17 protein-coding genes are annotated in these 19,767 nt (G+C 62.5%); 5 read left to right on the top strand and 12 right to left on the bottom strand.

Annotation, left to right across the window (positions count from 1 at the left end; translation table 11 throughout):
• Positions 1–237: 237 nt before the first annotated feature.
• Together RFA01S_RS25125 and RFA01S_RS25120 are read right to left on the bottom strand one after the other, a co-directional pair.
• Positions 238–1,233, bottom strand: a complete 996-nt coding sequence (locus RFA01S_RS25125; protein ID WP_015586055.1) for a DUF4192 family protein — start codon at positions 1,231–1,233, stop codon at positions 238–240.
• A 352-nt stretch (positions 1,234–1,585) separates the two neighbouring features.
• Positions 1,586–2,509, bottom strand: a complete 924-nt coding sequence (locus RFA01S_RS25120) for a DNA processing protein DprA (RefSeq protein WP_052047799.1) — start codon at positions 2,507–2,509, stop codon at positions 1,586–1,588.
• Between the two features lie 287 nt (positions 2,510–2,796).
• Here RFA01S_RS25120 and RFA01S_RS25115 point away from each other — a divergent pair, with 287 nt between their 5' ends.
• Positions 2,797–3,324, top strand: coding sequence for a hypothetical protein (locus tag RFA01S_RS25115; protein ID WP_015586057.1), 528 nt, complete (start codon positions 2,797–2,799; stop codon positions 3,322–3,324).
• A 40-nt stretch (positions 3,325–3,364) separates the two neighbouring features.
• Positions 3,365–4,366 (top strand): putative endonuclease domain-containing protein, encoded by a 1,002-nt coding sequence (locus tag RFA01S_RS25110; protein WP_072692241.1) that lies wholly within the window; start codon positions 3,365–3,367, stop codon positions 4,364–4,366.
• 13 nt (positions 4,367–4,379) lie between these two features.
• Here RFA01S_RS25110 and RFA01S_RS25105 read toward each other — a convergent pair whose 3' ends face one another.
• The 10 genes from RFA01S_RS25105 to RFA01S_RS25060 all read right to left on the bottom strand — a co-directional run bounded on the left by RFA01S_RS25105 (position 4,380) and on the right by RFA01S_RS25060 (position 16,946).
• Positions 4,380–5,000 (bottom strand): DUF2637 domain-containing protein, encoded by a 621-nt coding sequence (locus RFA01S_RS25105; protein ID WP_015586059.1) that lies wholly within the window; start codon positions 4,998–5,000, stop codon positions 4,380–4,382.
• The gene (locus tag RFA01S_RS25100; protein WP_015586060.1) at positions 5,000–5,884 is read right to left on the bottom strand and encodes a CPBP family intramembrane glutamic endopeptidase; all 885 of its coding nucleotides are present in this window, start codon (positions 5,882–5,884) and stop codon (positions 5,000–5,002) included. The genes RFA01S_RS25105 and RFA01S_RS25100 overlap by 1 nt, the downstream gene beginning before the upstream one ends.
• Before the next feature lie 100 nt (positions 5,885–5,984).
• On the bottom strand, positions 5,985–6,623 hold the full coding sequence (locus tag RFA01S_RS25095; RefSeq protein WP_015586061.1) for a hypothetical protein: 639 nt from the start codon (positions 6,621–6,623) through the stop codon (positions 5,985–5,987).
• A gap of 6 nt (positions 6,624–6,629) precedes the next feature.
• Positions 6,630–6,755 (bottom strand): hypothetical protein, encoded by a 126-nt coding sequence (locus RFA01S_RS28345; RefSeq protein WP_254924250.1) that lies wholly within the window; start codon positions 6,753–6,755, stop codon positions 6,630–6,632.
• 103 nt (positions 6,756–6,858) lie between these two features.
• A complete protein-coding gene (locus RFA01S_RS25085) occupies positions 6,859–7,509 on the bottom strand; it encodes a helix-turn-helix domain-containing protein (RefSeq protein ID WP_015586063.1) in 651 nt (216 codons plus the stop codon).
• A 3-nt stretch (positions 7,510–7,512) separates the two neighbouring features.
• Positions 7,513–12,885, bottom strand: a complete 5,373-nt coding sequence (locus RFA01S_RS25080; RefSeq protein ID WP_032364989.1) for a telomere-binding protein — start codon at positions 12,883–12,885, stop codon at positions 7,513–7,515.
• A gap of 223 nt (positions 12,886–13,108) precedes the next feature.
• The gene (locus RFA01S_RS27975) at positions 13,109–13,279 is read right to left on the bottom strand and encodes a hypothetical protein (protein ID WP_015586065.1); all 171 of its coding nucleotides are present in this window, start codon (positions 13,277–13,279) and stop codon (positions 13,109–13,111) included.
• 460 nt (positions 13,280–13,739) lie between these two features.
• A complete protein-coding gene (locus RFA01S_RS25070) occupies positions 13,740–14,459 on the bottom strand; it encodes a hypothetical protein (protein ID WP_015586066.1) in 720 nt (239 codons plus the stop codon).
• On the bottom strand, positions 14,456–15,370 hold the full coding sequence (locus RFA01S_RS25065; RefSeq protein ID WP_015586067.1) for a ParA family protein: 915 nt from the start codon (positions 15,368–15,370) through the stop codon (positions 14,456–14,458). The genes RFA01S_RS25070 and RFA01S_RS25065 overlap by 4 nt, the downstream gene beginning before the upstream one ends.
• An 877-nt stretch (positions 15,371–16,247) precedes the next feature.
• Positions 16,248–16,946 (bottom strand): hypothetical protein, encoded by a 699-nt coding sequence (locus RFA01S_RS25060; protein WP_015586069.1) that lies wholly within the window; start codon positions 16,944–16,946, stop codon positions 16,248–16,250.
• 689 nt (positions 16,947–17,635) lie between these two features.
• Between RFA01S_RS25060 and RFA01S_RS25055 the strand changes: the two genes are divergently transcribed.
• The 3 genes from RFA01S_RS25055 (at position 17,636) to RFA01S_RS25045 (ending at position 19,741) form a co-directional block, all read left to right on the top strand.
• The gene (locus tag RFA01S_RS25055; protein ID WP_139278540.1) at positions 17,636–18,196 is read left to right on the top strand and encodes a hypothetical protein; all 561 of its coding nucleotides are present in this window, start codon (positions 17,636–17,638) and stop codon (positions 18,194–18,196) included.
• A gap of 168 nt (positions 18,197–18,364) precedes the next feature.
• Entirely contained in the window at positions 18,365–18,913 is a 549-nt protein-coding gene (locus RFA01S_RS25050) for an SAF domain-containing protein (RefSeq protein WP_230591630.1), read from the top strand.
• Positions 18,914–18,916: 3 nt separating this feature from the next.
• Positions 18,917–19,741: a hypothetical protein gene (locus tag RFA01S_RS25045; RefSeq protein ID WP_015586073.1), complete on the top strand. Its 825-nt coding sequence runs from the start codon at positions 18,917–18,919 to the stop codon at positions 19,739–19,741.
• Positions 19,742–19,767 lie beyond the last annotated feature (26 nt).

Here is a 19,767-nt window from a genome sequence, read left to right as displayed (position 1 = left end):
CCTGCGGGGCTGGGGCTGGGCGCTGCGCGCCCGCCGCTGCAGGCGAAACGGCAAGCCGTTCCGAAGAACTCGCGGACTCGGTCGAAGCGCTGCGCGCCTTCGCGGTTGCATCTGTTATTCGATCGCGCTCAATTTGCAATTTGCAATCGAGAATTTTTCGAGGGCGGTCGAACCGAAACCGGCTCGCCGATGCATGGTGTATTCAGCGAAACCGGTTTCGGATCAATCGCATTCAAGTCATTCGTTACGGGATCGCTCGGATTCTGCATCGAGCGCAGCGGGCCGAATCTGCTCCCACAGCGCCGGGTTGATTCCCGCGTTGTATGCGCGTTCGAGCAGCTGCCCCAAGGAATGATCGGGGGCGAGCCCACGGGCAACGTTCATTGCCTCCCGCGCCGGCACCGCCTCCCGTCCGATCCAGTAACTCAGCGAAGCGAGGACGAAGGCGGGGCCTGCCTCGCTGGCGGGCAACACCGCGCCAACCTGCCGCCACAGTTCGCCGAGGACTGCGGCGTTGGCTTCGGTGAAGTGAACGAACAGCACATCGCGCACGCGCACGTCAGAGGCGGCGGCTGCGAGCATCGCAGCGTGGTAATCCGATATCTCGATTCCGCGGTTGCCTGAATCGAGATACCCGGCGAGTACCTCGCGGTGGATGGTCTCTGCGGCCGAGATCGGCCCTACTGCCGGGAACGCCCCGCGTGCAGCCCGCATCATGTCCACCACACTCGCGGCGCGTTCGGCACCGAACTGTTCGGCAACGAAGCCCGCGCGGATTTGGGCGCGAGAGGCCAGACGTACCTGCCCCTCGAGCAACGCTCCGACCACGTAGGGGTGAGCCGTCAGGTCGACCGCCTCGCCGACCTCGTGCGGTCCCGCCAGTACCCCGTTCATCAAGTAGCGGCGCGCACGTCCCTCGTGGAACTGGAACACAGCAACGTCATCGCCCGAGAACTCGTGGAGAACGGCCATCGATGCCGCATCGGCGTGTGTGTCACTGCCGAACACGACCACCACGCGCGGTCCGGATAGATCACGCACGGGGTGACCGCTGGGCACCAGCAACGGGGCACCACCGATCGGCGCTTCCTCCCCCAGCGGGCAGGCCATGACGGCCCCGCCTGTCGAGTTTGGGGTGAACACCACCATTTCGTTCTCGGGAACGTAGCGGACCAGCATCACGGCCACGGCAACAGCATCAGCGGGTGAGGAGATACGAAAAACAGAGGACATCGGACAAACCCCTTTCAGGGCACAGGGGCAGATGGTCAGTCCGCCCGATCAACAGAACACCCACAATCTAGCCGAGACCACCGACAAGAACGGCTCACGCGCAACACATTTGGTCCCCGGCGCACTCGGTGCCGGGGACCGCACCGAGTGCGCCGGGGCTCGGTGGGGAAAGACAACAGGCCCGCCCATGTGTTTCGCTGGGCGAGCCTGTTGTCGAACGTCTAGGGAGAAGCGAAAGGATCAGAGCGACAAAGGCTCTCGCTCTAACTCCTCGGGAGCGGAGTCGGCTTCCGAGGCCCATCTAGGGCTCACGTCCATACCCGACCACACTTTCGGATCGGTGTCGAGCCGATCAGGAGACGTTCGGATCAGCACACACGCCAGCAGCCGACATTGCAAGACGCGCCACACCGTCGATGATCAACGTATGGCATCCGTTCGACGCTGCGGAGGTGACCGGCCCTGGTACCGCGTACACCGCCCGCCCGAGCCTGTGCACTTCCCTGGCCACAGACAGTGCACGTCCGCGTGACCCGGCCTCGGGCACCACTACCGCATCGGAGAGAGCCGCCAGCAGCGCGCCACTCCCGTTGAATCGTTCTCGTCGAGGCTCTGCACCGAACGAGTACTCGCTCACCACCACACCCTGTTCCGCGACGCGCTCGAGCAACCGAGCGTGACCGGACGGATACGCCCGATCCAAGCCGCACGGCATTACCGCTACCGGTCCTGCACCGACCCCCAACGCTGCCCGCAACACCGCTCCCTCGATCCCGAACCCGCTGCCCGACAGGACCGCCACCCCACGCATCGCCAGATCCCCGGCAAATTCCGACGCGACATGCTCGCCGTAAGCGGTCGCAGCCCGGGTGCCGGTGAGCGCCACCGCCGACACATCAGCACCGGGCAGCGCGCCCTGTCCACGAACCCACAGAGCGACCGGAGTCGATCCCTCCAGCCATCCGGCCATCCGCAGCCGCTGCGGCCACTCAGCGTCCGCAGGAGTGACCAATCGTGCTCCCAGCGTTGCCGCCGTCTCGAGGTCTGCCTCGGCACCTGAGTAGTCCCACGAGCGAGCCGTCGCACGCAACAAGTCCTCCGACACCTCCCGATGCCGCACAGCCTCGGCTGCAGCCTCCACGCCCGATAAGGACACCGCCAGATGCACCAACGAGCCCTGCCCCCGCGCCACGTGAGCGAGATACGCCCACGCAACACGCTCACGCCACACCATCTCGCTACCCGACACCGCGTTCTCGCTCGACACACCGCTCACGACGAAACCCTCCCAGGGCTAACACAAGGGCAGATGGTCAGTCCGCCCGATCAACAGAACAACTCGAACCTACCCCGACACACCGACAAAAACAGCACCTGACAAGCGAAAATGTCCCCGGCGCACCCGGTGCCGGGGACAGCGGGTGCGCCGGGCGGTAAGTTCACGAAGCGGCCAAAAGAGCAGACCGAAGTGTCCTGTTCGAGTGATACAAATACCGGAGCAGATCTCACGGGCCGCCGACGAAAAACGCACCAACCGCGACGTTCGAGAGGGAAGCTGCACACATGACCGAGCCCGAGCCATGGCGTCGAAGCAAGACGCCGGCCCCGCTCCCCTCGAATTCCGCCGACGCCCGAGCGATCAGCGAACTGACGGACCCGGAACTGGCTGCGATCATTCGTGACAACCTCCTGCCGCGCTCGAACACCGCCGGCGATACAGCCAATTGGCGTGCATTCTGGAACACCCTCACTTTCGATCCGCAGCTCAACGATCGCGCAAACGCGATCATCGATGTCTACGTCGAGCAAGCAGCAGCAGCGCTCGATACCGGCGAACTCGACGACGCCCAATACAAACGTGCCGGCAAGTTCCACGACCTGTGTATCCACGCCCTCGACAGGCTCGACAAGGTGGTCGACGACCCCCTGGCCTGGGCTGGTGCGCGAGCTGCCGGATTCAATCCACGCTCTCGTGAGGTCATCAACACCCTCGTGCAGGCCATCGCCGATCACCGAGACGACGGCGACGACGCCAAGCTCTGGGCGATTCTCGCCGAAGTTCGTTTGGATCCAGGCCATCGACGCCGGTAAGCGCTCCGCTCAACATGGCCGCCCGCGGAGCCTCTGACCGATGAGCTTCTGGGATTCACTTGCGGCCGGCCTCTCGGAGGAGCCGCCGCGACGGGTGATCGTGTCGACCAGAACGCTCAGGTCGGCGATCGAGGACACCTTGATCTATGGGTTCTCGCGAGCCGCCCTCGAAGTGGTCCTACCCGACGAACTCGACCTGACGTGGGCAGGTACAGGTACCCCGGTTGAGGCCGACACCAAGCGGTCGCTGATCGATGGTTACCTCGTAGGATTCGAGATCCCCCAGCTCGTCGCACTGGCGCGTCGCGTGCTTGCAGAATGCGACGTCGCGGACCACGGGCTCGCGGTGCTGATCGCAGAGTACGAAAAGGGCTCCAGCGGTGTCGATTCTCCCGCAAAGAACCTCATTTTCGCGGCCAATGGTCCCAAACCGGAGATGGTGCTCCGCGACGCGGTCAGCAACGACATCCTGATCACCAAGAATGCTGAGTTCTGCCTGGTCTACGACAGACCGATAACCGAGGCCGGCCTGTCCTTTCAGGAGCTGATTCAGTGGTGGCGTGAGCACCAAGCAATGGCAGACACGGACGATCGCGATGTCGGGCGGTCACTGTACAAACGGCTGCGAGAGAGCCTCGGTAAGAACGAACCCGAGCGGATGGTCTTGGACGTCTACTCACGTCGATACGGAGAGCACGGCTTCGGTATTCCCGCTCTGATCCCGCAGGTCTACCTCCACTACGACCCGTACACCAAGTATCAACGCAAGGGCAGCAGTCCCCTCGAACGCCAACGCATGGACTTCTTGCTGCTCTTCAGTGCAAGAAAACGCGTCGTCATCGAGGTCGACGGTCGTCAGCACTACGCCAACGAAGACGGCCGCGCCAGCACGCAGCTGTACGCCGAGATGGTCACCGAAGACCGACGTCTCCGGCTAGCGGGATACGAGGTCTATCGGTTCGGGGGCAAAGAGTTCGAGAGCCCCGACGCGCCGTCGATGCTCGCAGCATTCTTCGACGAACTGAGCTCGCGAATGAAGTAGACCGACGGGGAACTCATGCCGGGGCGAGGTATCGATCCTCCTCAGAGCCGATCTGGAGTTCGTCCTCGGCGGCTGCGATGACTGCGTCGACGACCTCAATGGGTAGCCCGGTCTTGGTGGCCACTGCAGCGTGCTCGTGGCCTTCGCTGGCCAGTTTCAGGACGTGGACACACAGAACGGCTGTTTCGGCCTCTGTGGAGCTGTTCGGGGCCGAGTGACGCTGGTCGGTGCTGTCGTCTACAGCTGATGCTTCGAGTCGGACCAGCTGGATCATCAGGTGCGTGGTGACCAGCAGCACCAGCGGCGGCGCAGCAGCGGCCAGCGCGGCCACGGTGAAGGTCGAGCTGTAGTCCACCATCGAGACGTGCACGATGTTGCCGGCCGTCGATGCGATCGACCCGAGAATCAGCAAGGCCCACGCGAACCAGCGGTGTGAGGCGTCGACGACGAGCATGAGTGTTGCGAGGATTACCATTCCGTCGAGCACCAGTGGCAGAACCCATCCCAGTGTTGCCGGGTATCCGCTGGCAGTAGCGAGCTGCCACAACGATATTCCGCTCTTTGTGAAGGCGCTGATACCGATCACCGCATTGCCGATCACCGCGCAACGTTTGATGGTTGTCAGATTCCTCATCAATGTCCTTCGCTGGTGGTGATCGAAAAGTGGCCGGCCGCTGCCGTCGGGCGTGCTAGATCGGCGTGCTTGAGGGTGGGTGTGTTCGACAGTCGGTAAATCGACCACAGGGCGGTGAATGCGATACACCCGCCGATCACTATCTGAGCCGCGGTGTAGTCACCATTGTTCGCAATGACGAATGCATTCCAAGCTGTATGGGCCAGAACGAGTCCCGTGAGACTGCGGAGTCGATAGTAGACGTAGACGGCCACAGCGCCCCATACGAACGCCGACAACGCTTGCCCTGTTCCCTGGTACAGATGGATGGAGGCTCGAAACAGAGCTGAGCTCGCGATGACGATGCCGAGCATCCACGGCTGGACGCGCCAGACCAGTCCGACGACCCCGAAGAGCAACAAGACCGGAAGCGCACTGAAGAACGGTTCCTCGGCCAAGCCGGCGACGAGAAGGTGCGCACTGTTCCACCATTGTGCCGGGTTGCCGTAGTCACTGGTGCGCGAAAGGTTTTCGGCATCCTCGGGGGACAGCAACGAGGCCATGCACAGGCCGATGGGGAACAATCCTGCACTCATCAGCGTCCGCGCTCGCCACGTCCCAGGGAAGCTGTTCGGTTCGGTCTCGTTCGGTTCGATGAACCGGCGCACCGCCGCGACGAGAGCGAGACCGGCAACTGCGGCGAAGAAGAGAATTAGGAAGCCAATTTGAGCGCCGGGCATCGTCGGCGGGGTCGACTCGGTGACTACCTCGGATCCGGTACCGAGATGCCTCTGAACCGAGACTAATGCCTCGAAAGGCCAACACACGACTAGGTAGGCGGCAGCAAGCCCGAGCGGAACAGCAGCGATATACAGGCTTGAGTTCCAGTTGTTGTTGCGATTCATCGCGATTCACTCTTTCTTTGACATTCTCTCGTCGCGGCGACACAGGACAGTCATGGGTGCGGATACGAGTACTGAGCGTGGGTACGGCGGTCGAGGCTGATCAGTTGTCGAGTAGGCCCGCACCGCGGGCAATAGCGGGTAGGTCGATCGGTGGTGCCCATGCGGCCCACACGCGGGTTCGGCCGAGCTCGACGACACGGTCGTCCGGATAGAGCCGCCATGGGCCGACGCGGTCGAGCAGTTCACCGACGAGGGCGTCGGCGTGGAAACGGGTGGGAACGGTGACGAAGTCATCGAGCGGGCCCCGCTTATGTAGTGCCGCGACGGGGCGTGGTGCGCCTCTGGCGATCGCTACCTGCCGCAGGTCCGGAGAGCCGTGGGGACGGAGGATCGCCACGACATGGGGGTCCAGCCATCGTCGCTCTCGCCATTCCTTGCGGACACCGCGGCCACGGGGAAGATCGAGCCCGGTCAAGACAGTTCGTGCATTGTCGAGGGTCTGCTGTTCGACACGTCGGATTTCAGGAAGGGGAAATTGAAGTTGCTGCAACCGGCGGACGGGAATGGCCGCTCGAGCGCGAGGTGAGCCCTGCAGCCAACGCTGAACGGTACGGCGAGTCACCCCGAATGCCGCTGCGACATAGTCGATATCGACACCACCGTTGACCAAGGGGCCGTAGCACGCGGTGAATGCGACCTCGAGCTGTCGTTTGGTCCACCGCGGCCGCTTCGGGTTCATGTCGCTCTAATGGAGTGGTCCGAGAAAGACGCCGTATCCCATTTTGGCCTGCACAGCCATGCTGACGAGGATCAGACCCGCCAACGCAGAAACGACGCGGGTCTTCCACTGCTGAGACTTGGTCTCGAACATGTCTTTCTGATCCCTCCTGCAGAGCGCTGCCGTGCGCGATTCCACCGATACCGTAGCGGTTGCACCGGACACTCCGAACACCTGAACTCGCAGACTCTTATGGTCAGACCGGGTCGATGGAGATGTTGTCGATGCTCTCGAAGGTCCATCCGTCGACGTACCGATCGCTGGCGTAGCCGCTGAGCCACTTCGAGAGCGCTTTGTCGCCGCCGCGTTCGTACGCCGACCACATCGACTCGACATCGGATGGCGACATACCACTCTGATCCGGGGGGATCTGGATGGAACGATTGCGAATGTAGAACCCTCCCCCACCGGCGACGCCTTGTCGGCCCTTGATCTGTACGCGCGCACCGTATTTGGCGATCGACTTGCCCTGTTTGCTCTCTCGGACAGCTTTGATGGCGGCGCGCCGGCCCTGTTGCGTCGTCGCTGCCTGCCGCGACTTGGTGGTGAGCTTGCTCAGAGTCTCGGCCTTCGGCTTCGAGATTCGCTGGCGTCCCTCGGCGGCAACCCAGCGTTCCACCGTACGACGTGAGACTCCGAGATCGCGCGCAGCTGCGGCAGTGTTCACCCCGCCCCGAGTGCCCGGGCCGTACGCGGCGAGGAGCATCCCACGCATGTCAGGGGTGGTGCCGGCCTTGCCGGAGACATCGGCACCACGCCTGCCCGTCAAGCCCTGGAACAGTGAGCTGCGTCGGCGTTCGTCTGCTTCCAGGTTCTCTTTGAAGCCAGCATGCTTGCGCCCGGCCATTGGCTATTCCCCCTTGCCTGTCGTGGCATCCCAGTTCATCGTCAGCGCTTCCTTGCCCTTGTAGCGGCCACCGACGAGGAACTCGAGATGATCGCCGAGTCGAGCGGAGCCCTCCCACTTGTATTGGCCGAACCCTCGACCGAGCTGCTTGTCCTCCCCAGGCCAGGACGCGATCGGATCCGGATCGTTGCTGGTGTAGAGAACCGTGTCGTTCGTGATGGCCACCGGCCACCGGTCGGAGACGGTGCCGATCTTGACGATGCGACGAGTGATGTTCGCCCGCGCTTTGGCGATGATGTGATGGCGTCGCTCAGGCGAGAAACCTGCTCGTCCGGTCATATGAACCGAGGACCCCATCTGGCCGATCGTGCGCGTGTAGACGCCCTTGAGCAGATCTCTGGCCAACTGAGCGTCGACGTCGTCGACGTCCAAAGCTGTTCGTGCGTCCCGGATTCGCTCGTACCACGGATCGAGTACTCGGCCATGTTCGTTCCACACGTAGGCCTCGACAGGTTCGAGCTCGTAGCCGAGTTCTCCGGCGACCTGCAGACTCGGTGTGGTCACCCACAGCAGGCCCGGCCGGCCGCCGAGAGGCATCAATGGATGTGGGATGCGCCAGTCCCCTGCCTCGGGAACCTCTACCCGCCAATAGCCCGGCAGCTTCTTGTCGAACGCTCGCCCGTCTGGATGATGAGTGGCCGATCCGATCGGCATCTCCAAACCGGCGATTCCCGCAGCATGCGAGCCTCCTCGGTCGTACGCGTGGACGTAGATCATCGATGTCTCGTCGCTGGTCGGTTTGCGGGACCATGCGTAATCGTCCTCGAGGGAGCTGATGGTGGCCGGGCCGACGGGAGTCTGTGCCCCGAACATCCGCTCGCGGTCCTTGAATCGAGTCGAGATCATCAGGTCGAAACCTGTGGACTGCGGGGTGATCACCCACGGCATCTTCAACGCGCTGGCGAACAGCGACAATCGACGCGCGAGTTTGCTCGGGGACGGTCGGTCTCCGAGAATAGGGATATCGCGTGGATCGGCGTTCATGCCGGCAGCCAGGACGACCCACACACCGCGGTGCTCGCCCTGGGTGCGCCACACACGGGTCCACGCACCGAGCCGGTCACCGGGCTTGCCCAGGGTCCAACCGTCGGCGATTGCATCTGTGACGAACGCTGTGCCGGCAGTGGCCTCGCCGACGTCTTTGCGTCGCTGCGACGGATCGTCGCTCAGCGTGCTCAGATCCACCCCGAACTTCTCGGTCATCGCCGCGGTCACCCAGATCTGTCCCGGTTCGCTCTGCCACGACGAAGTCTGAGTGCCCAGACGCAGCTCCTGCACCAGCGCGGCGACATGACCGACGTGAGAGATGTTCTGTGGCAAATTGATTCGACTTCCGTCGGGCATCCAAATGCCATCGACGTCCAGGACGGCGGCAGGGGCAGCGAACGGGTTGGCCGCGGTCTTCGCGGGAGCTGAACGCCGAGGCTGCGTGGTCTCGAGCGGCGCACTGGGTTGCGCAACCGTAGGAGCACTCGACTCGGCGGCCTCGGAAGCAGCTCGACGAGCAGGTTCGTTCGACGGCCGCGGGCCAGTGGAGGCGGGTGCAGGCGGCTTCGCTGCGGCTGCGGTATCGGCAACCAGTGCAGCGCGGGAGGCAGCTGTGCTTCCGAACCAGCACTGCGCGTGCAGAACGTGGCCATCGAAGCGAAGGCCCGAGCCCACTCCGCACTTCACGCACGGGACGCTCGGCGAAATATGTTCTGCCACAGCGATATGGCCCTCGGCATCGGGGTAGCTTCCCACTGGAATGTCCTCCTGTTCGGAGTTGTCAGACGTAGCTTCCGCGTCGTTGGCACGAGAGCTGCCCGTCGTCGATGAGGTGTCGCTGTTCGATACCGAGAACAACGTCGCGAGGTCGGCCACTGCGGAGGTCGAACCCGGAACGTCGCTCGGTGTCGTACCGTCCGGTGCATCGTCGGGTCCGCCATCAGCGTCGAAGATGCCGATCTGACCGTCGTCGGGGCCGTCGCCGAGGATCGCCCACAGACGGAGAGCGGTCATCCGCTGCCGCCGTTCCTCACAATGGATGGTGCGTTGGACGGTGTAACGGGGTGTCTTGCCTGCGCGTTCCTCGGCGATCAGAACTCCCTCGTCGTAGAGGGCCCGCAGCGCCGTGCCTCGATCGATCTGTGGAGCATCGGACATCGTCGATGCCGCGGCTTTCAGAACCTGTTCGAGGGCAGTCGATTCGATCAACAGCTGCGCTTCACCGTCGCGTGGTCCGGGGTCGGTGAGCACGTACCCCAACCGGATCCCGCGTGCGTCTTCGCGGTACTTCTTGACGTCCTGATAGTCCGAGACCAACGTCCGTCGCCACCCCAACCGGCCGGCGAGCGGGCGGTCGGGTGCTTCACCGGTACGAACGTCGTCGACGTAGGCCAACCCGGTACGCAGTGCGTGCGCAAGGAGCTCGCGCACCCGCGCCCCGGTACGTGAAGGCAGATCGGGATCGGCCGCAGCGACGACCGCGTCGTGCAATCCGCCGTCGACGACGTCGAGAACTTGCTCGACCTCATCGGCATCGAGCGCGCCGACATCGAGCAGAAAAGCGGTGAACGCCTGCCACCCTGCCCACACTGCACCGACCGCTTCGGCCTGGCGCACGGTCTCACCCTGCTCACGTAAGCCCTCGGCGTAGTGCGCGCCCTCGTTGAAGACCTTTTCCCGCAGTTCCTCGAGGCGGGGGCACAACCACTGCAGGAACGAGGCCATCAGCAGGGCGCGTCCATGTCGAGACTGCTCACTGTCGAGTCGAATCAGCTCGTCGAGTTCGATCTCGTCGGACTGCAACGGCACCACCAACATGCGCTGAGCGCCGGACCCTGGTCGAGGCATGACCTCGGAGGTCACCATCGCGGACGATCGGGGGGCGGTGCCGTCGAGGATGCTCAACCCGTCGCGACTGGAACGGCTCCGTTGTTCGCCGTTGTGGACCATGCGCGCGAACTCTTCGAGCGCTTTCTGTGCAGCCCCCCAGTCTCGTGTGGGAGCGACATCATCGGCCCAGTACAGCGCATCTTTCGACGAATTCAGTTTGATGCGAAGCGCATTGAGAGTGTCACCGTTACCTGACATCGACGATGCCGGCCGCCGACGATCCCACAGCTCACCGAAGTGATGCATCGCGATCGACGCGATCGAGGTCTTGTACGAACCGGGCGAACCAATGAGCGAAAGAACCCAGGGGTTGGGTCCCAAGGCCGCGCGAAAGACGTGCCCGAGCAACGGAGCAGCGATTCGCACCGGCAGACGCGTCAGCATCGATCCCGAATCGACCATGAAGGCATCACGCAATCGAGGTGCATCGGCGATCGGGCACGGCAGGTCGTAACGCGAGAGCGGTCCACTGAGCAGAACCGGCGCAACACGGGCACCGGCAGCACTGATAGCGCCACCCGCGTGCACGTAGAACCACTCGTCGTTTCGGTCCTTACGCCAACCGGTGGAACGGAATCGAACCGTCCGGGCAATCGTCACTCCACCCGCCACTTTCAGGGCGTCGCGAAGTTTGGCGATTCCAGAGGGTTTGGAGTCGTACGTCGGCGGCCCGGGAAGAGAATCCGCCCAGGTGCAGTCCCGATAGTCCTGTGCGTCCACCCGCATACGCATGAACTCGCCCGTATCGGGATGGGTGTACCCGATGACGACAGCGGAAAGCTGTTCGGGCGACGGCGGATTGGCTTCCCGCTGCCCGACGATATCTTCGCGTCCGAGCAGGGTCGGTGCGTCGACGTCGAGGCCGTCGTCCTGCGATTCGAGGTATTCCATCTCCACGATCCGAGCATCGATGCTGAGCACCATTTTGGCGGTCTGCTCGCCATCTCGGTTGGTGACGATTTCGACGAGGCTTCCCTCTACGACCCGATACGTCGGTGCAGATATCTGAGCGCCGCGGGTGGCCGCCCCGACCAGGTGCAGTCGGGGTCCGTCAGGGAGCGGATGTGTCGATTCACCGGCGTCGATGTGGCTGGATCCGGTCGCCGGCGGCACCGCGTCGTGCTCGTCCTCGTCGTGCAGCAGCGGTGGAATCGGAGTGCGCGAAATATCGTGTGCGGCACGGGCAGCCGTGCGGGCAGTACGCCACACAGCGGTAGCGGCATCGACCGCTTCTTGCGACCACTTCGTGCCCTCAGCGGCAGCGAAACTACGCACCGCATCGACGGCTTCGCTCAACGGCTCGAACAGGCGCTCCGCCTCGACGGCCCAGCGCCCAGCGAGGCGGATCTCGTCTGCGCACTCATCCTGGTGACCTGATACTCGCCCGCGCTCGGCACGCGCAGCCGCTTCCTGAGCCGCCTTTTCGACCTCGGCGGCCTTGCCGCGCAGCTTGGCCAGCGCAGCATGTGCCGCAACCTCACCGACATGGACGGGAATCAACCCGTTCCACATATCGTCCGGATCCCACAGCTGGGCCTCGACGTGATCTGTGAAGTCTGATTTGTCATCTGTTGTGCCGGGTAGCAGCAGTTGTACCTCGGCATCAACTGCGCCGAGCAGCGACGCCAGTTCGATGCCGCGCTCGTATCCTGCGGCGTCACGATCGAGCACAACGCGCACTGCGGCACCGGCGAACACCTCGGCGAGCTGTGGCGGAAAGTTCAGGCCACCCTGGGCATTCGTGGTCGCGCACAGACCGAGACGCATCGCGGTCTCGACATCCTTTTCGCCCTCGAGCAGCCACACCGGCTGGCCGGCCGACAGCGCCGCTTGCAGCTGCGGCATCGCGAACAGGACCGGAGTGAACACCGCAGGCTTACGTTTGACGTACGTGCGATTCGGACCGACGAACAACTGCCGGAATCGTTTGTGTTTGACGCCGCACGAGGTGCACTCCTCGCGGATGACCTCCTGCACCAATACGCTGTCGGCATCGGTGTAGGGATAGCGCGCAACTTCCGACCAAGAGTGCTCGACCTCGGGCTCCGGCATCGGACCGGCAATCCGAGCAGGCAGACGCCCCAGACGCCCACGTCGTTTGCCCGCTGCCCGTTGCTGCGGGGATCTACCGACACGCGGTGCGCTCGGATCCCGACTCGGCAAGGGTTCGTCGAACAGATCGGACACACCGATATCGAGACGCTCGGCGATTTCTGCGGCCGTCGCTGAGCAGCCATGGCACCGCAGCAGCACCATTCCAGAACCGTGGTGGCCCGGAGTCCAGGTGACAGACAGCGAAGCGTGACGGTCGTCGTGAACGGGGCATCTCGCCTGAAACTGGGTACTCGATGTGGCTTTGAAGCCGCCGAGCTGCTCGAGGCGTGGACGGATGTTGTCCATCGACCACATGTGGCCGCGGTTGGGAGTCGGTGACGTCACGACTCACCGCCGACACGTAGATGTACGACGCGCGCTGGGTTCGGAGCGCAAATCACGGCGAGGCAGGGGTACTGAGCTATGATGTCAATACACCTCCTGTCGTGTTCGTGGTTGTTCCCGGTGGGTGGTTGGAGCGGAGCGATTCGCTCACTTGTGAATCCGGAAGACCCCCCTTCTCGCCGCCAAGCACGAGGGGGGTTTTTCACTGTCTAGGGGTAGGTCATCACGCGCCCAGCTTGTACTGTGCGGGATCGATTCGATCTTGGATGTAATGCGGCATGGGTAGATCATGGTGCAGCGCCATGACATAGACGTAGTAGTCGCTGAGGTCGAGGCCAAGGGCGTCGGCCTCGTTTTTGTAATGCGCATACTGCGTGTCGGGCGTGCGCACCATTGCGGGTATGCGAGGGCCCTTCGACTCTCTCCCAGGTTTGCTTCCAGCCATGCGATCACATTAAACGGATTCGGTAACAGAAACAGGGAGGCCGCGACATCCGGTGTGTCGCCTGCCTGTCGTGCCACGTTCACATGTTCCTCCGCACCTCGTCCGTACCCGCCCTCGCACCACACATGACAGGTAGATCCGTCTCGATCTACCTCTGTGACAGAAGTGGCGAAATCTCTCGACATTGTCTCTGCGGCACCGGACACGACGAACACCCCAGCTCGTCGAACCGACCCGCTGCGCAAGCCCCTTCATCGATATACGCGTGACCTTGGCTCTTTTATGTGGGGAGCATGGGGAGCATGGAGATAAGGGCAGCTCAAAGGCAAAAAAACGCTCCCCACCGGAGTGGGGAGCATGGTGGGGAGCACGGTGGGGAGCCAGGAGCAAGACGCTCTGGCCCGGCGGATCAAGAGATCAGATAGTCCTCAACGACCGCAGCAATCAGCGCGCTTCGTGAGGGGATGAGCGGACTTGCTTCTACCTGCTCGTCTATCCATCGGGTCTGGGCTACCCACAGATGTGGACGCACCTCCACTCCCCCGCTCGCGACCTTCGGGCGGGCCAGACGCGGCATGCCACCGCGTGGCGATTCGACGGCGCGAGGGGCGAAGAGGCGAACCAAGGTTTCCGGGGTGTGCGCGGCGAAGGCATCCTCGACGATCTCGCCGTAGGACTTCTTCTCCCGCTGAGATCGCGTCTTCCAGGCCTCTTTGACCGTCGCGGGAACGTAGACCGCGATCGGGCGCACATCTTCATCACCGACAATCGCAGCCAACGGCTCCGCTGTAGCGGTGTCGGCCCCGGTTTCGGGTGTGGTGGCTACGTCCTCGGTTGCGGCAGTGCTGCCCCCGGAGGGCGAGGCAGATGTAGCAACCTCGGTCGGAGGCTCTGGTGCAGGTGCTGCAGGAGCATCCGGTGCAGATGTCACGTCCGGAGCCTGTACGTGCGGCTCGTCGACGGCTCTTTCGGCAGCCACGTCGGTCGAGCGTGGTTCCACTGCGGCAGGCCTGGCGAGGGAACCCGTTCCATTGCGAGGGAAAATGTTGGCGAGGCCAGATCCACGGGGAGCGGGCTTGTCGAATTGGTCCGCCAGGCTGGGTCGCTTCTTGCGATCAGTGGTGCTCATGCGGGTGCTACCTCTTCTGCGTGATCGGCTTCGGCAGCAAGCTCGGCCAAGCGTTGCAAGACCTCAGCTGCTAGGGCCTCGTAGTCATCCGCCAACCCGGTTGCATCCCGAGAGAGCAGAAGGCTGGGTGGTTTCACCTTGTCCCTCAGCGCTTTCAACCGAGCCTTCTTTGCGCTAGCAGTAGCGCCTTCGAGTTCGTGAGCTAGGAGCCCATGCCGCCGCGCGTCGGCAGCGGCGCTCTCCATGTAGCGGATTGTCGTGCCGAAGATGGGGGCAATGGTGTCAGGAATGGCTTGCGTAATACTTTCCCTCACCTGGTCCTGGAGCCGTTGTGACCTACTGCCGACCGCAAACAGAAGCATGCCAGCCAATCTCAGTTGCGGATTGTGCTCCCGGGCACGCGCGAAGCGCTCGGCGACGCGGTCGAGGCCGTCGAGGCTGCCATCGTCGGCGCGAGTAGGGATGAGAACGGACGACGTGCAGTACAGCACCGCATCACCGATGATCACGTCGCCTGGCGGGGTATCGAAGAGAACAATGTCGTAGTCGGGAACGATCGGGGCAAGGACTTTGTGGAGGATCTGCCCCAGCGATTCGCCCCCGCGGCTGAGCCTGGAGAGCATCATGCCAGCAACGTCGACGAGCGCAGGACCAGCGGGAATGACGTCTAGACCGGGTCGGACGTCTTTGATGATCGGGGGTTGTCCGCCTGACATCAACGACATCAGAAGTTCTTCACCGGACTGCTTTTCGTAACCGAAATCGCGGGCCAGGTTGCCCTGAGGGTCGAACTCCCCGACGAGAACACGGTAGCCGGCAGCGGCGAACAGGCCTGCGAGGTTGGCAACAACCGTCGTCTTGCCCACTCCCCCTTTACCTTGGGTGACTGCGAGGGAATTTGATATTGCCATCGATAGAACCTTCCTTCCAGAGTCCTGGATCCGCGTGCATCTATTCGAGCGCTGCCGTGGAGAAGCGTGACCGGGAGGCGTTCACGGTGCCGAATCGGTACGTGCGAGCGGCTCGACTTGTCCCGCACGCTCTTGTGCGGGCGGATGCGCAGGTTGTCGTGCGTGGTTGTGTGCGCGAGAGTACGCCCAGTCACGCACGTCAGTCAACACGGTCTAAGTCGCGTAACACCATGCGTATCAATGCTCGCACTCTTACGCGGCAAAACACGCGCAATAAAACATGTAGTGCTGCGCCCTAGTAACAGCGTACCAATACGCACGTTAAGTCGCATATCAACACCCTTGTTAACACGTGAAGAAACACGGGCATTGATGTGCTGACCAAAACGGTATTTAACCCGCGTGTTGACGTGCGGAGTTCTACCCGGTATTGCATGCGTAGTATTACGCGTATTAACCAACGGTGTAACAAGCGTATTTGTACGCCCTCAAACACGCGGTTTAGTACGCGATGAAACCAACGCTTTACTGTGCGAGGAGTACTACGAAGTGCTACGCCCATTGTGTTGGGATGATTGCCCGGTAGACGGTAACGGAGGTAGGGGAGCAGAGCACTGGGATGATGAACGGGATCGAGAGTGGGTAGTTATGTCGGATCAACAAAGCGTCGATATGTGCGAATCAGCGTGCGATTCGAGCTGCGATCATGGCCGCGACTCCCAATCCGCAGGCTCTGCTGGCTTCGCGAAGGCTCAAGCGAAGTGTTGAGGGGAGAGGTATCGGTAGGGGAGTGCGAGGATTGCTACGTAGTTCGACGCGAGCCTGGCACGAATTTCACATAAGACGCCAGGTCAACGGGGGACTGTTCGCGTTCCAATCAGCGTAGATCCGAATAGCTCTGACGCAGTCGGCGGCGGGGATCGCCAGGCTCTCCGCGGGTCGTTCGCTGTTCGGCTATCCGTTGTTCCAGACCGATCTTCGACGCCATTTGGGTGGCCCACAGCAGGGTGGCGTCAGGGACTGATTCTGAGAGTTCAACGGTGAGATCTACAAGGGTGTCTTCGAGCAGTGTCTCGGCGGCTCGGTAGAGGCTCCACAGGTGGCTCAATTCCCAACTAAGAATGAGGGGATTTCCGAACATCATGCGCTCACAGGAACGTTGAATGCGCCGGACTTGAGGGTTGCTCAGAGCTGTCGGATCGTGCGGGTCGGCCCAGGTCGCAAGGTAGCTGCTCTGCTCGCATGTCCACGGCAACAGCAGGAGCGCATCAGTCGCGAAAGTCCAGCTCTGCGTGTCGAGAACGTGTTGTGACTGTTTGAGGGCGCGGCCCAGGGCTCGCTGGCAGGTCGTGGTGTAGTCGGCGAGCGCTAGCCGACATCGCTCCAGTTGTGCCAGGTCGTGCACTGTGTGGAACTGGTCCTGTCCACGAGTGAATTCGGTGGCAACGAGCGCGGCCTCGGTGTCCCACCAGCGAAACTGGGACTGACGATGGAACTCGCGGTGCCATCGTAGGTCGTCGAGCGTTCGGGCTGCGACGCCGCTGCCTGGCGCGGTGGCGGTGTCGGAGAAGCTCATCGTTCAATGGTTGCAGGTAAATGGTGGTGTGTCACCACCCCTCTGGCATCAGTTCTATGACTGTGCCCACGGCCGAAGAGGTAGATGTGGTGGTTTTCCTGGTGAGCTCTGCATGGCGATCGGTTCAAGATCGTCGGTGAACGACGCTGCGTTGAAGAAACATTGGCGGCAGATTGTGGACACACATGAAAGCCATCAAATCAAATAGCACTGAGTCACGAGAACCACATCAGTCCGACATGAGTGTCAAACGATAACAAAATCGTGTTGTGATCACGTGGCAGTGATCATAATCCAACTTGTCTTGGAGTCAAGAGGCAGCGCCGAGTGCAGTTCGGTTGAGAGTCAGTCAACGGCCCGTAGAAGTTGCAGAGGACATTGCTTGCGGCACGGACCGTCAGGGGTCGGTGCCGCGCCGCGTTTGCTTCGGAACTGAACGAGTGCGCGATCGACTACCTTGTTACTGAAATGTTATGTACCGCGTGTTGATCACCACTGTTGTTGAGGTGGAGATAGCCTTTGTCCTGGTGGGGAGGGGATGGGGTCCTCTTGCGGGACGAACACGGGGTTCGTTTTGCAGGGTTCGGTTCGGATCGACGCTGTTCGCGGTGTCCGGGAGACCCGGTATATCTCGTACGTCGCACTCAAGCCTGCGACTCAGGTACACGGGGACATCGGAAGGATCGTGAGTGAGGACCGACAGCGCTGAGAGTGCGAACGTGCCGACATCTCCGCCTGCGCGACAGTCGCTCGGGGCAGCCTTCATGCCACCGCCGCCGGCCGGATCGATAAGTGCTATGTCAGCGGAGGTGGTGCAGTTGAGTTCAAACGAGGAGGAGACATCCTCTGGTGCAGCTGAATTGGGGCACGACGACACGATTGTGCCGTCGACGGTTCATCTTGCTGTCGGGGTTGCACACGGTCTGGCGAAGGAGAGCAAACGGACAGGGAGAACCCACGGCGAGGTGGTCATCACTGCTATCGAGGATGTCCACAGCGATCTCGAAAGCCTTCTGTTTCCGGGAGGCAAGGTCGGCGGAGGTCTGTTCCGCGCCAGGGGAGTAGGTGGGAAGCCGTCTGAGGGTAAGGCGGAGAAGAAGGGAGTCACGGTCGGGTTGTACGCCGATGACTGGGTGATCATCGATCAACTGAAAGACCAGTTCAAGGCCCGTTCCCGCAGCCACCTCATCGGAACTGCCCTCAAAGCACATCTCGGCCTCGACGCCACGACACAAACGGAAAGTGACTGAGCTATGCCCATGTTCGGCAATCTCAAAGAAAAGACATCGACCGCCACAGTGGGGGAGCCGCGCAGCGCAAGAGAGGCATCTCCTAAGCCGGGCCATGACTTCACCGAAGTCGTATCCACCACCAAAGTGCGCCGTCGACGGTCGTACTGGATCGCGGGAGTCGCCTTGATGACCGTCGCAATCGTAGGAGCGGTCTTTTTGGTGAACGCCATGCGCGCCACCACGACAATTCTGGTGCTCGCCCGCGACGTGCCACAGGGGGAGACGATCACCACCGACGACCTCAAAACCGCAGAGGTCAACAGCGATGCGACCATCGCGACCGTTCCTGCCACAGACAAAGCATCGGTCGTGGGCCAGAGCGCAGCAGTTCCGCTCCTGAGCGGATCGGCACTGAACCCATCGTCGTTCACCAACGCCGTAATCCCCAGCGGGGACAACACTTTGGTCGGCATCACCGTCGCAATCGGCAAACTTCCCGCAGAGCCACTGCTCGCAGGCGACAACGTCCGGATCGTCGACACTCCCCGAGATCAAGACGATTCCCCGGTGCAGGGTCCGGTCACCGCGAACGCACAGGTCGTTGCCGTGAAGGACATCCCCGAGACCGGACAGACGACAGTGGACGTTCTGGTCAAGAAAGACGAGGCCAGCTGGATCGCCGCCCGAGCCGCCACCAACCGCGTCGCCATCGTCCTCGACTCCCGGGAGCGCTGAGCCATGCTCGTCACCCTGACCTCGATCTCCGGCTCGCCAGGCGTCTCGACGACCGGCCTGGGCATCGCTCTCACCGCAGACTCCCGCAAGCTGCTGTACATCGAGGCCGATCCGATCGGATCGTCCCCGACGCTGGCCGGGTACTTTCACGCGCGCCGCCGGCACGACCGATCGATCATCCAACTGGTCGAGCCGAACAGGCACGGCCGAATAGGCCCAGCCTTCCAGCACCAAATAGTTAGAATCGGGCCGTTCGATCCAGAGGAGCCGACCAAGGCGCAAGGATGGTTCGTCCCCGGCCTGGTCAATGCAGCTCAAACGGAATCGATGAAGTCGACGTGGGGCCCGTTGGGGGCACATCTGGCGTTGTTGTCGAAACAGGGCGGCGGTGACCTGCTCGTCGACGCCGGTCGCCTCAATCTACGGTCCGGACATCAAGACCTGATCCGTCACAGTGACGTTATCGCCATAATGCTCAGACCGACCAGGACCGCAGTGGCAGCGGTTCGTGCTGGCTTGGGCCCACTACAGCAGCATCTGGAGAATACGAAGTCGCCGGCCAGCATCGGCCTCATTGTCAGGGGTACCGAGCCCTACAGCGCAGCCGAGACCGCCGCGGCGACCGGCCTCGACGTCATCGCAGTCCTTCCCGAATCACCGGTACACGCGCAAGTTTTTTCCGAAGGTGCCTCGCTCAGTAATTGGCGGCGACGTCGATCAAGCTATCTACGCGCAATCGACGGAACCTGGCAAAAGATCGAGCGCTTCCACGAAACGCACCAGCCCGTATGGATCGCCAACTCGCCATACAGCTCACAGCCCGCGTAACGAGCCGACAAGGCCAAAGGGAGAAC

The organism is Rhodococcoides fascians NBRC 12155 = LMG 3623 (assembly GCF_001894785.1).
Classification (GTDB): Bacteria; Actinomycetota; Actinomycetes; order Mycobacteriales; family Mycobacteriaceae; genus Rhodococcoides; species Rhodococcoides fascians.
Note: the sequence above shows the minus strand (reverse complement) of the source record. Positions and strands in the feature narration are given on the sequence as shown.